General features: G+C 53.4%; 16 protein-coding genes. 8 read left to right on the top strand and 8 right to left on the bottom strand.

The window, feature by feature from the left end:
* The first annotated feature begins 125 nt into the window (after positions 1-125).
* The 3 genes from EBA_RS14900 to EBA_RS14910 all read left to right on the top strand — a co-directional run bounded on the left by EBA_RS14900 (position 126) and on the right by EBA_RS14910 (position 4,272).
* On the top strand, positions 126-440 hold the full coding sequence (locus EBA_RS14900; RefSeq protein ID WP_192375440.1) for an HNH endonuclease: 315 nt from the start codon (positions 126-128) through the stop codon (positions 438-440).
* A 754-nt stretch (positions 441-1,194) separates the two neighbouring features.
* Positions 1,195-1,455, top strand: a complete 261-nt coding sequence (locus EBA_RS14905) for a hypothetical protein (protein ID WP_192375441.1) — start codon at positions 1,195-1,197, stop codon at positions 1,453-1,455.
* 60 nt (positions 1,456-1,515) lie between these two features.
* Positions 1,516-4,272: a M16 family metallopeptidase gene (locus tag EBA_RS14910; RefSeq protein ID WP_192375442.1), complete on the top strand. Its 2,757-nt coding sequence runs from the start codon at positions 1,516-1,518 to the stop codon at positions 4,270-4,272.
* A 47-nt stretch (positions 4,273-4,319) separates the two neighbouring features.
* On the opposite strand, the gene EBA_RS14915 is transcribed toward EBA_RS14910, so the two are convergent.
* Together EBA_RS14915 and EBA_RS14920 are read right to left on the bottom strand one after the other, a co-directional pair.
* Complete coding sequence (locus EBA_RS14915; protein WP_192375443.1) at positions 4,320-4,565, bottom strand: hypothetical protein; 246 nt, start codon at positions 4,563-4,565, stop codon at positions 4,320-4,322.
* Positions 4,566-4,624: 59 nt separating this feature from the next.
* On the bottom strand, positions 4,625-4,837 hold the full coding sequence (locus tag EBA_RS14920) for a hypothetical protein (RefSeq protein ID WP_192375444.1): 213 nt from the start codon (positions 4,835-4,837) through the stop codon (positions 4,625-4,627).
* A 435-nt stretch (positions 4,838-5,272) separates the two neighbouring features.
* Between EBA_RS14920 and EBA_RS14925 the strand changes: the two genes are divergently transcribed.
* From EBA_RS14925 to EBA_RS14945, 5 genes are all read left to right on the top strand, one after another.
* Complete coding sequence (locus EBA_RS14925; protein WP_192375445.1) at positions 5,273-7,465, top strand: TonB-dependent receptor; 2,193 nt, start codon at positions 5,273-5,275, stop codon at positions 7,463-7,465.
* 117 nt (positions 7,466-7,582) lie between these two features.
* Positions 7,583-8,293 carry a PepSY-associated TM helix domain-containing protein gene (locus EBA_RS14930; protein ID WP_192375446.1) on the top strand — a complete coding sequence of 237 codons (711 nt, stop codon included), beginning with the start codon at positions 7,583-7,585 and terminating at the stop codon, positions 8,291-8,293.
* A 3-nt stretch (positions 8,294-8,296) separates the two neighbouring features.
* Entirely contained in the window at positions 8,297-8,980 is a 684-nt protein-coding gene (locus tag EBA_RS14935; RefSeq protein ID WP_192375447.1) for a Fe2+-dependent dioxygenase, read from the top strand.
* Between the two features lie 439 nt (positions 8,981-9,419).
* Complete coding sequence (locus EBA_RS14940; RefSeq protein ID WP_225616323.1) at positions 9,420-10,553, top strand: TonB-dependent receptor plug domain-containing protein; 1,134 nt, start codon at positions 9,420-9,422, stop codon at positions 10,551-10,553.
* On the top strand, positions 10,538-11,428 hold the full coding sequence (locus tag EBA_RS14945; RefSeq protein WP_225616324.1) for a TonB-dependent receptor plug domain-containing protein: 891 nt from the start codon (positions 10,538-10,540) through the stop codon (positions 11,426-11,428). The genes EBA_RS14940 and EBA_RS14945 overlap by 16 nt, the downstream gene beginning before the upstream one ends.
* Before the next feature lie 63 nt (positions 11,429-11,491).
* Here EBA_RS14945 and EBA_RS14950 read toward each other — a convergent pair whose 3' ends face one another.
* The 6 genes from EBA_RS14950 to EBA_RS14975 all read right to left on the bottom strand — a co-directional run bounded on the left by EBA_RS14950 (position 11,492) and on the right by EBA_RS14975 (position 15,468).
* Entirely contained in the window at positions 11,492-11,875 is a 384-nt protein-coding gene (locus EBA_RS14950) for a NifB/NifX family molybdenum-iron cluster-binding protein (protein WP_192375448.1), read from the bottom strand.
* Positions 11,876-12,114: 239 nt separating this feature from the next.
* Positions 12,115-12,987: a class I SAM-dependent methyltransferase gene (locus EBA_RS14955; protein ID WP_223146689.1), complete on the bottom strand. Its 873-nt coding sequence runs from the start codon at positions 12,985-12,987 to the stop codon at positions 12,115-12,117.
* Between the two features lie 152 nt (positions 12,988-13,139).
* Entirely contained in the window at positions 13,140-13,583 is a 444-nt protein-coding gene (locus tag EBA_RS14960; protein ID WP_192375449.1) for a roadblock/LC7 domain-containing protein, read from the bottom strand.
* Positions 13,584-13,603: 20 nt separating this feature from the next.
* On the bottom strand, positions 13,604-14,017 hold the full coding sequence (locus tag EBA_RS14965; RefSeq protein ID WP_020485519.1) for a roadblock/LC7 domain-containing protein: 414 nt from the start codon (positions 14,015-14,017) through the stop codon (positions 13,604-13,606).
* A gap of 33 nt (positions 14,018-14,050) precedes the next feature.
* A complete protein-coding gene (locus EBA_RS14970) occupies positions 14,051-14,599 on the bottom strand; it encodes a V4R domain-containing protein (RefSeq protein WP_020485518.1) in 549 nt (182 codons plus the stop codon).
* Positions 14,600-14,622: 23 nt separating this feature from the next.
* Complete coding sequence (locus tag EBA_RS14975) at positions 14,623-15,468, bottom strand: OmpA family protein (protein WP_192375450.1); 846 nt, start codon at positions 15,466-15,468, stop codon at positions 14,623-14,625.
* Positions 15,469-15,499 lie beyond the last annotated feature (31 nt).

The following is a 15,499-nucleotide window of genomic DNA, read 5'->3' on the forward strand; positions in this document are numbered from 1 at the left end:
TACGCGACAAAGCTGCGCAGCACCGGTTAGCTGCACGTTAGCCAAGGTCAGCATGTTTTTTGTGCCCACGCGGATACATGAATACCAACGCACAATCACACTGAGTCAAATTGACGAGCCCGAGCATGACCAATAAATGGAACATTCCAGACTGGCTTGAACACGAAGTGCGCGAAAGAGACAAAGTCTGTGTCTATTGCGGTGTTATGTTCACACCAGCCCAGGTTTCTCGACGGTCAGCGGCCAGTTGGGAGCACATTATTAACGACGCTAAAATCATCACTAGAGAAAATATCGCCCCGTGTTGCTGCGGCTGTAACGCCAGCAAGGGGCAAAAACAGTTATCGGTTTGGCTGCAATCGAAATACTGCTTAATTCGTGGTATTGGTCCGGCCACCGTGGCGCCAATTGTCAAGCAAGCCCTCGACAGTGGTTTGTAAATTCACGTATAGCCAGTCTGGGTGGGCGTGAATATCAGTAACTTGTTCGACCGCGAGTACGTGACGACTTGCGGCGAAGGCTCGTGCTATTTCGGCGACCGCCGCAACGTGTTGGCGAGTTTGCGTTACAACTGGTAAGCGGCAATTCCGGCGGGCGAGTTCCGCCGGAATAGTCTATTCACCCGGCCCTAAAATGCCGTTTGCCTGTCGAAGGGCGCGCCGGCATGGACTTCGACGCGCTCAGCGCAAACGGAATACCCGTGGTAAGTAAGCGCGGTTGAATAATCGATCCCGTTGCGCCGTCCTGGCAACGGACGATGAAATATCCCAGCCATCCTAAAATCCCTAGCGGGCTACATAAAAGATGAGTTGACAAACAGCAGCGATTTTCTTAAAGTCCACTCAGCCTTCACGCAGAAGGTGTATTGCCAGCCATGTCTCCTGACTAGCCAGCCCTCACGGTGCTAATCAATTCATCCAGGGGACCTTATGACCAAATCATTTTTCGCTAGCCGCCATTTCGTTTCCAGCTTTCTCACTACAGCCGCAAACGCCATCCAACAGCTGATTTTTATCTCTACGTTATTAATCCAGCCCTTAAACACCGTTAGCCTCCATGCCCTTGAGGGTACTGAAGGGCCAAGCAGCTCAGGCTTCGACGCGCTCAGCCCGAACGCGGCACCAGGGATAAATTCCTAAGCCGGCCCAACGAAACGCCTTTCTGTCAAACATCGAAATTCGATAGGCAGGACGAATGTTCTCGACGAATCTTTATCGCGCGGAAGCCATGGCAGCGCAGACCGGACGCTTGGAAGGCGACATCCTGCTGGCGAGATCCTGGTCGTCGTGGCTTGTCTTCGGGATTGTATTCACGCGTATCGCCATCACCGTTTTATTTATCAGCTTTGCGTCTTATATCAAACGAACCAACGCTAACGGTATGTTGGTCCCAAATGGCGGTGCGATCATCATTGCCACTCCGGCGCTATGGCTTATTTCGGCCGTTCATGACTAACGCCATCTTTCATCATTTAACAAACCTCGACTTATCCAACCATGGAAAGGAATCTTACCCATGAACTGTACCCGCTCGACCTCAATAGCATTTTTAATACTAACTTTCGTCAACGTTATTACCGGGCACGCCACAGAAAATAATACAAACAGCGCCGCCGCCGAGAAATACGGCGCAGTCGAACGGCGATTCGAGAACAGTTTCCGGGCCGTGTTGGTTCCCGATATTACGGCCGAACAGACGGCGGTGACGCTGGTGTATTTCAGCGGTTCTCTCGCCGATCCCGAGGGAAAGTCGGGCCTTGCGCATTTGCTGGAGCATTTGCTGTTTAACGCGCCGACGACGCAGGGCAATCATTCGCTGGTTAGCGAGCTGGCGCGCCGCAACATTGCCTATAACGGCAATACCAATTTCGACCGCACTATCTACCACACGGCCTTTTCCAGCGACCAGCCCACTCTAAACTGGCTGCTGGAACAAGAGGCCTTGCGCATGCATAAACTGACGCTTACGGAAACGGATATTGCCAGGGAATTGCCCGTGGTATTGCGGGAAAAGGAACTTGGCGATAGCAATCATCGGCAAAAATTAGCGCAACAAATACTGCCGGTTGTCACGCGCTTTGCCCCCTATTTACGTCCGCCGATAGGTAACGAAGCCGAATTACGCGGTATCGCCATCGACGACGTCCGGGCTTTTTATCGGACACACTATCGTCCCGACAATGCGCTGTTGGTGATTACCGGCCGATTTGACGCGGCCGCAACCTGGAAGCAATTAGACACTCATTTTGGTGAGATTGAATCGCCCAAAATTGGGCAAGCGCCCGCATTCCAAGCGGCGTCCCAGTTGGAGAGCGGCGACCCGCAAACGAGTTTTCGCGGCGACGGCGATGTTGCTTCCGTCTCGTTATTTTATCCGTTACCGAATTCGGTCGATGCCAAGCAAATAGCGGCCATGGGCTTAATGAGCGGGTTGCTGGCCGGTTCGCCGGCCAGTCGTTTACATGAGTCGCTGGTTAGCGCCGGACAGGCAGCCTCTGTCTCGGCTATACCGTTGCTATTGCGCCATGCGGGTGCATTCGAAGTCACTGCTCTCCCGTTGACAGCCGATAGCGAAGCGTTGGAACAACTCCAAACTACCTTAGCAGGCCAAGTTCAGTCCCTGGGCGATACCGGGTTCACGGAAAAAGAACTGGAACGCACCAAAAACTTGATCCGCAACGAGGCTTTACACGTGCAATCTCAAGCCGCCGCCTTTGGCTACCGATTGGCTGAATTTGCCTCCCTCGGCGACTGGCGGCTGTGGTTCGAGAGCATCGACGCGGCCCAAAAAATGACTTTGCCGGAGATTCAACAAACCGCCAAAACACTTTTCCACCAAGGTCTCCCGGTTTCCCAGTTGATGAGCAGTCGGCATGCGGCAAGTGTCACGGCGCGGACAGAAGCCCTCGTACCGCAGGCGACAAGCGCCGTACCATCCCCCGCATCCGCTCCGGCGCACCTGCCGGAAACCGCGAGCCCGGCGGTTAACGATGCGACGGCGGCGGCTATTGATGCACAAATCGAGCGCTTTAGCATTAACGAGTCGCTGGCGGTTGCCCTCTGGCCCAAGCCCATACCGACCGGTCGCGTGCAAGGTCAGTGGAATCTACGTATGGGCACGGCGGACAGCATGCTTGGCAAACGTATTTTGGCGGACCTCACCGGCAGCCTGTTGGCGCACGGTTCGGCCAGTTTAGATCGGCAACAACTGTTTGATCGCTTGGTGAGTTTGGATGCTCACTTGTCGATGACGCCGATGGAGGACCGTTTGGCGATTCGCTTCGATCTGCCCGCTCAATCGTTGCCGGAATTTCTGGGCGTTCTGATCGATGTTCTTCGTCATCCGGCATTGCCGGAGCAGGGATTTATGGAAGTCGGCAATCAGTTGCGTGTCGCCTACCAAAGCCAAGGCGCCAAACCGCAAGTTGTCGCGGAAGCAGCCTTGACCGCATTCACCAGCCCCTACCCTATCGGCGACATCCGTCGCGAACCCAGCATGGTCGAAGCGCTCGCCGCGTTGGCACGTATCGAATTCAACGATATAAAAGCCTTCCACGCCGATTATTACGGCGCGAATGGAGAGTTGCTGCTGTCCGGGGAGTTTGATGCCAACGCGACGCGCCGGCAGTTGGAAAACCTGTTAGGTCCATGGCACAGCAAGCAGGCCTACCTGCGGCCGCCGCAACCTTACACCGCATTGGCGCCAGGCCAGCATGTCATGACCGTGGCCGATGGCGCGCACGGTATTTACACGGCACAGCTCAGACAGCCCTTGCAAGCGGACGAGACTGACGCGCTGGCCTTAGTGCTGGTGAATGTCGCGCTTGGCGAGGATGCGATTCAATCCCGCCTCGGTCGCCGCCTACGTCAACAAGAGGGCATTTCCTACGGCGTGGCCAGCAAGATGAGCGCTTCGGCCTTTGAACCCCGCGCTACCCTTAGCATCAGCGCAAGCTATGCGCCGGCCCTGCGCCAACAGCTCTCCAAAGCCGTACACGAGGAACTGGCGCTGCTGGTTAAAGATGGCCTCAGCGCTGCGGAATTCGACAGCGCGAAAGATACCTGGCGCCATCGTCACGACCTAAGCAAGCTGGATCGGGACAAGCTGTTCGGCAAGCTGAATCTGCTCTTACGCTTACACCGCGACATGCGCTACTACGCGGACATCAATGCCCGCGTTGAAGCCTTGACGCTAGCCCAGGTGAACACGGCAATTGCCCGCCACATCAACCCCGATCAGTTGCTGGAGGTGTTTGTTGACGCCGAACAATGAAGCAAACTAACTAGATTTAGCTTACCCAATGCAAGCGGCCAGCTTTCCTAATTGAGTCTGGTGCTGGATTTAACAACCGTAAATCCGGCGCGTTTGCTTTGGTCTTTTTCTCCGGCTCTGGCTTGGTGTGCGGCTTCAGCCATGGTGTCGGCAAAGCTTAGGAAGTCGGCCACTTCCAGACGCAAGGACATGTTCTGCAAATGCAGATGAACGACGCCGCATCCCCGGCAAATCAATACCTTACTTAACTCCGTCGCCGCCAAACATTCGTGGGTACAGGGTTTCTTGCTCATACATTTACTCCTTCAAAAATCGTCAGGGATTGGGTAAAAACTTTTAAGCTGGTTAAAACTTATTGCCGCTCCGGATTCGCTAAACCACGACTGAGCTTGGCTTTTGCCTGAGCCAAAAACATTTTCCAAACGATTTGTTTCGACCCTAAATCAAGACAGCGGAAATCCGTGGCATGGATTTCGCCTTTTTCGACCAACGCCGCCAAAACTTCCGGAGCGATTGCCAAGCGCACAGCCTCAGGTTCTCTAAATAAGGGGAATAATCTTTTCACGTCACGGCAGCCGATTTTTAATCTGTCTTAAATGATAATTATTCTCATTTGAAAAGTAAAGTATTTCTTCCCCTTTGAAATTTCAGCCGTTAACTCGCCGTTTCTTTTGCAGCCGTAAGGCTAATTTCCGCAAGCCTTTAGGCTATCGAGCGCCCGAAACGGCTGGAATGCTCTCAAAGATGTAAGCCTATCCAAACTTTGATTTCGAATTGGGAAACAGTCTGCACGCAAATTCCGGAGTTGACATTAGCCTCAAAAAAAATAAAATGAGAATCGTTATTATTTGAGAATGATCTTATTTCTTGGCTTCTTGCAGCCGCATCTCTCGAATAGCGATCAATAACCGACGGAGAATAACGGTCGGTTCGTAAAATCTTAGCCACCCAGCATTCCCAGCCAGGCAGCCAGCATTATTTATTCAGTTACGGGAATACTATGTCTGCAAACCATTCAACCACGAAAAAAAACACCCCTGCCAAGTGGCGCTTGGGGGCTTTATTGCCGCTGGGCGCGGCTCTGAGCGGGGCGGCATTCGCCACCGAACCGGCCGCCGACGTAGCGGCCAACAATGATCAAGAAGTGGTTTTGGAGGACGTCAAGGTCAAAGCCAACCGCGAAAAACAAGCCATTCGTTTCAAAGCCGAAACCTCCACCACCGGCAGCAAAACCGAGATGGCGTTGCGCGATATTCCGCAATCGGTCAGCGTCGTAAAAAAAGAATTGATTGAGTCGCAAAACGCCTTCAACCTGCGCGATGCCTTACGCAACGTTAGCGGCCTGACCATTGCCGCCGGCGAAGGCGGCCGCACCGGCGACTCGATTACCTTGCGCGGTTTCGCCGCCAGTTCGGATCAGTATCTGGACGGGGTCAAGGACAACGGCCAGTACACTCGCGACACGTTTTTCATCGAAAGAGCCGAAGTGCTGAAAGGCGCATCGTCAATTTTATTCGGTCGCGGCGCCACCGGCGGCGTCATCAATCAAGTCGCGAAGAAGCCGACCGGCAAAACCGGAATCAACGGCAGCTTTACCTATGGCTTGTACGACTTCAAACGCACCGCTATCGATGCCGAGACCAAGTATCAAGACCTGTCGGCCCGCTTGAACGTGATGTATCAGGACGCCGATTCCTATCGCGACTACAACTACAGCAACCGCTGGGGCATCGCGCCTTCGTTCAAATGGGACATCAACGCCGATACCGATTTAACGCTAAACCTGTTGCATCAGCAGGATGAAGGCGTGTTCGATTACGGCGTGCCCATGTATCAAGGCCGGCCGGCCGGCGTGCCGATCAACACCTTTTATGGGTTTACCGATAACCGGATGATGGACACCGATGTCAACGTGGCCACCGTGGCCTTAACCCACCGTTTCAACCAGGATTTTTCGGTTAAAAACTCGATACGCTACGGCGACTACGAGCGTAAATACCTGACCCATCTCTATTCCGGCGCGGCCGCATACACCGGCGCCAATGCCGGCACCATCGCCCGCTCGCAAGCCTTGCGGCTGAATACGCAGGAAAACGTTTACAACCAGACCGATTTTGTCTACAAAAAGCCCTTGTTCGGTTTTAACAATACTTTGATGTTCGGTAGCGAATTCGGATGGGAAGAATACGATTACAAATCCAAAAACTCGACCGGTGTCAGCCGGGTGTCGATATTCAATCCGCGCCTTACCGCCAGCGTCACCGGCTTGGCTTACGACTTTAGCGGCACGCTGGATACCAGCCGCCTGACCCAAGCCCAAACCTACGCGGGTTATGTGTTGGATCAATTCGAGATCAATCCGGAATGGAAATTACTGGCCGGCACCCGCTACGACGTGTTCGAGGCACAACAAACCGACCGCATCGGCACGGCCGACTTTAACAGCAGCGTCGACCAATGGAGCCCGCGCGGCGGCATCGTCTGGCAGCCCAGCAAGGCTCAGTCCTATTACTTCAGTTACGGCAAGTCCTTTAATCCGTCCGCGGAAAGTCTCAGCCTCTCAGCCAACAACGCCAACCTGCCACCCGAGCAGAATCATAACTATGAGATCGGCGGCAAATGGGAACTGTTCGACGGCAAACTGTCGGCTACTGCCGCCCTGTTCCGCTTGGAAAAAACCAATGCCCGCACTACCTCGCCGCTGGATGCCAATCTACAAATCCTCGCGGGAGAGCAAAGCACGGACGGCTTCGAAGCCGGTCTGGCCGGCGAATTACTGCCGAAATGGGATGTATCGCTGACCTATGCGTATCTCGACTCGAAAATCAGCAAATCCACATCAACAGCAACCGGCTCGGTCAGCGGTTTAGTGAAATCGTTTGAGGGAATGACTGCCGTCAATGTACCGGAACACAGCGGCGTAGCCTGGAGCACCTACCACTTAACCGACAACTGGGAAGTCGGCGGCGGGGTATATTACGCCAGCCACCGTTATGCCGACAGTGTCAACGAAGCGGTCTTGCCGGGTTACGCCCGCCTGGATGCCGTGGTGGCCTATCATCAAAAGCATTACGATGTGCAGCTGAACGTGTTCAACCTGACCGATACCGTGTATTACGAATCCGGCCAAACCAACTCGGCCTTGCCCGGTACGCCGGTCTCCGGGCAGTTGACGGTGAGCTTTAAATACTAAACTCGACGTATGCGAACGGTTAAACAACATTCCCTTTAGTCAGATGGTTTAACCGTTCCACAATATCCGCAAACCCCTTATTTGCAATTGCCATAGCCATCTTTTGGAACCCGACCGATGAACACTGCAACCGACTCATTATTGACGCCAGCCAACCGCCCGCCCAAGAAAACCAACGGCGGCTATTTATTCTTACCGAAAAACCTATCGCGCGGCGCCTTTCTAAAATGGCTGCGCCGCACCCATGCCTGGTTCGGGCTGTGGGGCGCGGCGTTGGGATTGCTGTTCGGTTTTACCGGGATTCTAATGAATCATCGCGACATCTTGAAAATACCGATTGGCCGCATGGAACAAAAAGAAATCCAGCTGGCCTTGCCGGAACCACGCCCCACGGACCCGAAAGCAATGGCAGCCTGGCTGGGTGAAACGCTGGGCGTCGATACGGCCCATGCCAAAATCCGCAAGGAACCCGGTAAAACGGTAACCTGGAACAATCAGCCGGTTCAGCAACCAGCGTCCTGGCAAATCAACGTGCGCAATCCGCAAAAAATGCTGTCGGCCGACTATTGGGAAGGCAACGCCTTTGTCACAGTCAAACAAGGCGAGGCAAACCTGTTGAACACGCTCAACAATCTACACAAAGGCACTGGCATGGGTGTAGGCTGGGTCCTGTTAGTCGATACCTTGGCGGGCGGTTTGATCCTGCTGGCCTTGACCGGCACCTTGTTGTGGACCAGACTGCACGGCAACCGTTTGGCCGCCGCCGGCTTAGGGCTGGGCTCCATGAGTTTGGCGGTGTTTTTTGCCGTGCAAGCCATCTCGGGCTAGAGCATGTTGATCCAAATTCCGGAAGTCCTTACCCCGGCTGAACTGCAGCAAGTCCGCGAACTATTGGCCGATGCACCCTGGGCGGATGGCCGTATCACCGCCGGCAGTCAATCGGCACAGGTCAAAAACAACTGGCAACTGCCGGAGCAAACTGAGCAAAGTCAGGCCGCTCGCGCTATCTTGCTGGGCGCGTTAAATCGCAACCCACTGTTTCTGTCGGCAGCGCTGCCGAAAAAGATTTTCCCTCCGTTATTCAATCGCTATGCCGATGAACACAACACCTTCGGCAACCACATCGATAATGCAGTGCGCCATTGCCCCATCAGCAGCGAACGGGTGCGTACCGACTTGTCGGCGACCATCTTTCTGGCAGACCCGGACAGTTATGAAGGCGGCGAGTTGGTGATTGAAGACACCTACGGCGAACATGCGGTGAAACTGGCGGCCGGCGATATGGTGCTGTACCCCGGTTCCAGCCTACACCGGGTGGAACCGGTGACGCGCGGCGCGCGGCTGGCTTCGTTCTTCTGGCTGGAATCCATGGTGCGGGAAACCGAACGCCGCCGCCTGTTATTTGAAATGGATATGGCTATTCTGGAGTTGCGCAATACACAGGGCGATAGCAATCCGACGGTGAACCTGACCGGCTGCTATCACAATCTGTTGCGGATGTGGGCGGATGTATGACAGATACCTGAGTATTATCCCGGCCCATTTACTACCATTATCGTCATTCCCGCGAAAGAGGGAGTCGTCAGACCGCCCAGCAAATCCCGTGTAGCACTGGGTTCCCGCCTACACGGGCGCGATGCTGCGTAAGGAGCGGGCATTATCAAACTGCGGCAGCTTAAGTCCTCATGCGTCTTAAGCTGGAATGCTGCTTAAAGTTTTATCCCCGTCCAGCCACAATCTAGCAAGCGGCCAACCAATTTACCCTCCGCCGTTCGCTTAGCTTTCACCCTATCCCAATACTCCCCGAAACCTTGCGGTCAGCTGCACTATCAGCTAATTGACTGGCTTGATTGCTACAAAAACCTTGTGATAAATCGATGCTGCGCTACATTTGCAACTGAAGAGTTAACTATAGAGACACTATGTCTCTTGCCTTGCCACATTTGCAAAAAAAATGAAAAATACCTTTTACACCGTTTGGATAGGCTCGCTATCGTTGGCCATCCATACAGCAATTGCTTCTGCCGAAACCGACTTAACCGAGTTGAATTTAGAAGAACTGCTTTCGGTGAAAATCACATCCGTCTCAAAAAAAACCCAGGCACTAGGCGATGCCGCAGCGGCGGTGTTTGTGATTAGCCATGACGACATCAAGCGCTCAGGCGCCACCAATATTCCCGACGCCCTGCGGTTAGCGCCCGGTATCGACGTGGGGCGGATCGATGCCAATAAATGGGCGGTCAGTTCCCGCGGTTTTAATGGCCGATTTTCCAATAAACTGCTGGTTTTGATCGACGGCAGAAATATCTACACCCCAGCGTTTTCCGGTGTGTATTGGGAAATGCAGGACGTGATGTTGGAAGACGTCGAACGGATTGAGGTGATTCGCGGCTCCGGTGCCGCGCTGTGGGGCGCCAATGCCGTAAATGGGGTAATCAACATCATCACCAAGCATTCCGCGGATACCCAAGGCGGCTTGTTGAGCGCAGGCGGCGGTAGCGAAGAACGCGGTTTTGGCGCATTCCGCTACGGTGGTAAACTAAATGAAAGCACCAGTGGGCGCGCTTATGTCAAAGGCTTTGAGCGCGATGCTTTGGCCAGGGCTTCCGGCCGGCCGGCCGGTGACGCCTGGAGCAAAATGCAAGGCGGTTTTCGTATCGACTCGGACTGGTCTACCGCCGACTCCGCTACCGTGCAAGGCGACGTTTATCATAGTGATTTAAACCAACAAATCGGTCTAGCCATGCTGGCTGCACCTTTTCGCGAGACCATCGCCGATCAGGCGCAAGCCACCGGCGGCAATTTGCTGGGTCGTCTGCAACATCGCATTTCCGATACCTCAAATTACGTCCTCCAACTGTACTTTGACAGCTACGACCGCCGAGAAAGCTTTATTGAAGAAGAACGCTATACCGGCGATGTCGATTTTCAACACCGCTTTGCGCTTAACGACTGGAACGACATCATTTGGGGGGCGGGTTATCGGTATACCTACACCAAAGAAAACCAAGTTAAGCAAAGTATATTTAACTTTACCCCCCGCAACGGAGCGACAATTATCTTAGTACGTTCTTGCAAGACCAATTGACCTTGGTTGACGAACAACTGTGGCTGACGCTGGGATCCAAACTGGAGCATAACGATTACACAGGTATAGAAGTGCAACCCACCGCTCGGCTACTTTGGGGACCGGATCCCAACCACCGGCTATGGGCGGCGATCTCGCGCGGCGTCAGAATCCCTTCGCGGGTGGATGCCCACATGGAGCTAATCGGCCAAGTCGTTCCGCCGCTCACCAGCCCGAATAGCACCCCCCTGCCACTTGCCCTGGCGGTAAACGGTTCTAACGCTTTTCAATCTGAAGAAGTGTTGGCCTATGAAACAGGCTATCGCTACACCCCTAGCAATAATTTGTCCTTGGATTTGTCATTGTTTTATAACGACTACAAGAACCTGCGGTCCTATAGCGCCGGCAACAGCGACACCACGAATATACCGTATTACCTAAAACAGCCTTTTATCATCGACAATGCCGGAAAAGGTCAGACCTACGGCGTGGAAACCGCAGTGGTTTGGAAGATGCTGGATTGGTGGCGTTGGGACTTAAGCTATAGCTTTTTAAAATCCGAATTGACCAGCAATCAGTATTATCAGGAAGCCATATCCCCGCAACACAAAACCTCGTTGCGGGCACTGCTAAACCCCACCCCGGATATTACGCTGGATGCTTGGCTACGTTACGTCGACAATGCCAGTGCATTTACTTTATCCGGCCCAGCGTATATCAAATCGTTTACCACCCTGGATTTACGTCTGGGATGGAAGCTGAATCAGGCTGTCGAATTATCGCTGGTCGGGCAAAACTTATTGGATAACCAGCATTTGGAATACATCCAGGAAACCTTCACCCAAGCCACTGAACTGCAGCGCGGTGTCTACGGTAAAGTGGTTTGGGCGTTTTAATAAGCCAGCGTACTCAGCGTATTTTGCCCGGTCTGAGCAAAATGTCCTGATGCTTATTTGGGACTAATCTTTAGTTTTCAGGCAATGCTGCTCCTCATGAGGCAGACCGTCGACCAATTCCCCGGCCAGATAGGCCGCAACCGCTTTTAAAGGCGCAGTCTCGGTGGTGGTATGCAGCATGGTGTGTCTCTCCAGCAGGTTGCGCTTCACCCCATCTCCCGCCGATCCGGCAATCGCCACATCGACATAATGCAGCGGATGGCGATTGCCATCGCCTCGCACATGCCATTCATGCAGGCTGCCAATTTCGGTTAGATCAAGCGTCCAGGCCAGACTTGCCTCCGGCTCGCTTCCCGCAACATAAACCAGCCAGCGCGACGCCCTGCCGGCATGCGGTGCAATGTTGCCATCCTCGCCTATAGCTACAGCAATTAGTGTTTCGTTCATTAATTCAGCTCCAATAATGTAAGAAAATATCTGACGGAGTAAACCCCGCAATACCGTTAAGTTAAGCCGTTCGCTGAGCGAAGTCGAAGCGGATTGACAGGCTTCGACTCCGCTCAGCCAGCGGTTTGTCTTGGCAATAATTTCTTAACTTAACGGTATTCCCCCCTTATCCCAAAATAGTCAAGCCGGACATCCTTCCGCTCACTTCGACGCCGACAGATTCACGGTTTCAACTCGGCCTATTGCACAGCACTAAGCGCCGTTTCAGGTTTGATAAACCGCAAAGTCATGCGGTCGCTTTCACCAATCGCGGCGTATTTCTCTCTATCCTTGCTGCCCCGGCTGAATGCCGGCGGCAAGCGCCACACGCCGCCCTCGCGGTCTTTGTTGTCGGCCGGGTTGGCATTGATCTCGCTGGAATCCAGCAACACAAAACCGGCTGCGCCAGCCCAGGTAATAAGTTGCGTCTGACCGATATAACCGGAGGCATCGTCTACCCCGTCATCATTGGCCCGGTGTTCGACCAAACCCAGCGTGCCGCCCGGCTTAAGCACTTCAAAAATGCCCTTCAACATCAACGCAACCGTATCCGCTTCACGCCAGTTGTGGACATTGCGAAACGTCAGCACCACATCGGCTGAAGCGGTTTCGCCGAAGGTCGGCTTAGCTTCATCAAACAGTCGAATCTCCGGATTGCCGTATAGGCTTGGCGAAGCAAGCAATTTATGTTTTAGCGCGGTGTACTGCTTCGCATAATAGCTTTTGGCACTGTCCTTGATAGCACTATCGGGATTTATCACGGCAGCAATGTAATGGCCATTTTCGCGGAGCAAAGGCGCCAGAATCTCGGCGTACCAGCCATAACCGGGGGTAATTTCGATAACCGTCTGCCGGGGATTCACGCCGAAAAACGCCAGCGTCTGCGCCGGATGCCGCCATTTGTCGCGGGCAACATTAGCCTGGTCTCGCCACTTGCCGGCAGCCGCCGTTTCTAGCGTTAATGCGGGTTCGGCATGTGTTGGGTTGCCCGTTGTTTTGTGATCGGTTTCGTCCGCTGGAGAGCAACCAGTGAGGGCTGCAATAGCGACTACGGCAATTGGTATTCGAATCACGGTAGCTTCATTGCGCTATTATTAGCCTGAACTTAAATTAACCTAAAACCATACGCAATTCAGAGGAGGATTCGGATGACTCCACCCCTTCATTCCTCCGAACACACTTCATCACTATTCCGAGCTACGTGTGCTAAAGCAAGCACGCAGACCTATACAGCCTGACTCAAAACCGAAGCCAAATTGACGCCCTTGGGACTGGAAATACACAAAATGATAGGCCCAACGCTAAGCATGGCCAGCTTGTTGACGGCACCAATGATGACGATCTGCTCGATATTACCCAGCTCCAGGGAGGTTTCGCCGTGCTGGGCGGCACGGATAGTCTCCTGAATAATCGCCCCGAACGCATCCATGTTGGACGCTTCGGCCGATTGCGCCAGGATCAGGCCGTCGTGGTAGGCTGCACAGGCACTCACGCCCTTAATCTTGACTACCTTATCCACCAAAGCTTGCACGGCGTCGATAAATGCCGCGCGCTTTAGTCGGGTGACTTCACTGACGTTGACGATGTCTGCGGCCGGTTGCCGTTGCGCAGAGAGATAATCGGCGGCGAGTGTATCCAGGTGTGTCAACTGCGATTCAAACCAATGCATGTTTAGGCTCTAGGCAGCGTTTAATTCGCCAGATAACTGGTGAACAATTTTTTCAATACCGGAATGGTTTCTTTTAATTCAAAACGCACCCGACCCAGCAGCGCTTCGCGTTGGGTTACCAGGGCCAAGATAAAGCCCCCGTCTATTGGTGTGGATAAAATATAACCGTCGTTGTTTTCGCAGATCACCATATTGGTCAAATGATGACCAACGTGTTGCGCCGCTTTCGCGGCAGCGCCGAATACCACCTGCACGGAAGCACCGATAGCATCGGTATTGATTTCAAAATCGCGGTGGATATGCGTGACAAAGCCATCGCTATCAACAATAGCCGCCGCCGACACGCCCTGAATGTTCATCAGATTACGCAGAATGGAATCGATTTCGTTGTTTTGAGATTTGCGCGGGTCGAGAAATTGGACATTACTACTCATGTTGCTCTCCTTATTCTTTTATTGGTTTTCAACCTACAGTAAATCCACGCGGATCAAGCACGTCTTGTCGCCGAGCGCATTACACTTGGTTTCCGTGGCTTTCACATTGCGGTTGAAAAACGTTCTGACAATGCCGCCGACCATGCCTGCTTCGAAATGGCAGATAGGCGCGGAGACGTGGTGGATGCCGGCGCAGGATACGCATTCGTCCACCCGCAATTCCAACACACCCGCCGACAAATCCACTTTGTCGGGTACCACCAAGCCTATGCTCAGCTGCCGGCAGAGTAATTTGATTTTGCCGACATAGGTTTCCAGGTCTTTATCGATATTGGCGGCGGCAATTTGGCCCATGGCCAAACCCAAACTCTGGCCGGAATGATAAACCAGCGACGGCGCGCCCTGCCCCAGTATGTCTTCGACATTCGATCCCAGCGCCACCATGCGCAAGGCTTGAAACAAGCGGATCGGAATCAAAGGCCCCAAATCCTTACGGTTTTCGATGTCGAACTCGCCGGAAATAATACCGTCGAGAATTTGCTGCTGGGCAATCTGATAGTCTGATTTACTGTTTTGTATCATGGCGTCTATCCTCTTAAATTCGGTTAATTATCCACACACTGCAGTTCGACCCGGCGGTTTAAGGCCTGGCCCTCTTTGGTATCGTTCGGTGCCACCGGTTTTCTCATACCTTCCGATGCGGTGATGATGGCTGTTGCGCCGATACCTTTGGCAAGCAATAATTTTTTTACCGCATTGGCCCGCATCAAACCCAACTGCAAGTTAGCGGCATCGCTACCCAAATTGCAGGTGTGTCCATTCAGCTTAATCAGGCTCTGACAATTTTTCGCAGCACTTAGTAACTCGTTGGCGCTGTTGGCCGACGCCAGCGTCAATTTGCTGGAATCGAATTTGAAATACACGGTAAAGGGTGCCATCGCGTCCGGTTGACCGCCATTAAGCACAGGCGATTTTGCTATGCCGGCCCCGGTAGGCTCGGTAGGCAACTCAACAGGCTGTTGCTTATCACTTCCAGGAATTGGATTTGCCGCCGCTTCCGCGTCGGACAAATCTTGCTGCTCGGCCATCGCAACGACTTTCGGCGTCGAGTCGGCAACCGGTGGGGCGGCATCAGTAGCCTGATCCGACCTTTGTTCCGGGGCTGGTACTAAAGGAGTGTTTCGGCCCGGAGGCACTGAACCGCTTGAGTCGCCAGCCGACGCCAGCTGACTGGACATCGATGAGGGATTTTGTAATACCGCCTGTAGCAAAAAGCCACCGACCAACAGCGAACCCAAACCAGTAAACAACCAAACCACTTTCCCGCGACTGGATTTAGCCGGCAATTTATCGGATTTTACTGACGCGATGTCGGCTTTGGATCGGGCTTTAGCCGCAGATGGAATAATACCGTCCAAACCGTCGTGATCGAGAGACCGAGTTTTTTTCATGCAATTTCCTGGGTTCCACAAGCTATTCGGC

The sequence above is a fragment of the Methylomonas albis genome, assembly GCF_014850955.1.
GTDB lineage: Bacteria > Pseudomonadota > Gammaproteobacteria > Methylococcales > Methylomonadaceae > Methylomonas > Methylomonas albis.

Bases quoted from the DNA above. Each gene is read 5' to 3' on its own strand.
- EBA_RS14900 (WP_192375440.1), top strand. From the start codon at position 126: ATGACCAATAAATGGAACATTCCAGACTGGCTTGAACACGAAGTGCGC.
- EBA_RS14905 (WP_192375441.1), top strand. From the start codon at position 1,195: ATGTTCTCGACGAATCTTTATCGCGCGGAAGCCATGGCAGCGCAGACC.
- EBA_RS14910 (WP_192375442.1), top strand. From the start codon at position 1,516: ATGAACTGTACCCGCTCGACCTCAATAGCATTTTTAATACTAACTTTC.
- EBA_RS14915 (WP_192375443.1), bottom strand. From the start codon at position 4,565: ATGAGCAAGAAACCCTGTACCCACGAATGTTTGGCGGCGACGGAGTTA.
- EBA_RS14925 (WP_192375445.1), top strand. From the start codon at position 5,273: ATGTCTGCAAACCATTCAACCACGAAAAAAAACACCCCTGCCAAGTGG.
- EBA_RS14930 (WP_192375446.1), top strand. From the start codon at position 7,583: ATGAACACTGCAACCGACTCATTATTGACGCCAGCCAACCGCCCGCCC.
- EBA_RS14935 (WP_192375447.1), top strand. From the start codon at position 8,297: ATGTTGATCCAAATTCCGGAAGTCCTTACCCCGGCTGAACTGCAGCAA.
- EBA_RS14940 (WP_225616323.1), top strand. From the start codon at position 9,420: ATGAAAAATACCTTTTACACCGTTTGGATAGGCTCGCTATCGTTGGCC.
- EBA_RS14950 (WP_192375448.1), bottom strand. From the start codon at position 11,875: ATGAACGAAACACTAATTGCTGTAGCTATAGGCGAGGATGGCAACATT.
- EBA_RS14960 (WP_192375449.1), bottom strand. From the start codon at position 13,583: ATGCATTGGTTTGAATCGCAGTTGACACACCTGGATACACTCGCCGCC.
- EBA_RS14965 (WP_020485519.1), bottom strand. From the start codon at position 14,017: ATGAGTAGTAATGTCCAATTTCTCGACCCGCGCAAATCTCAAAACAAC.
- EBA_RS14970 (WP_020485518.1), bottom strand. From the start codon at position 14,599: ATGATACAAAACAGTAAATCAGACTATCAGATTGCCCAGCAGCAAATT.
- EBA_RS14975 (WP_192375450.1), bottom strand. From the start codon at position 15,468: ATGAAAAAAACTCGGTCTCTCGATCACGACGGTTTGGACGGTATTATT.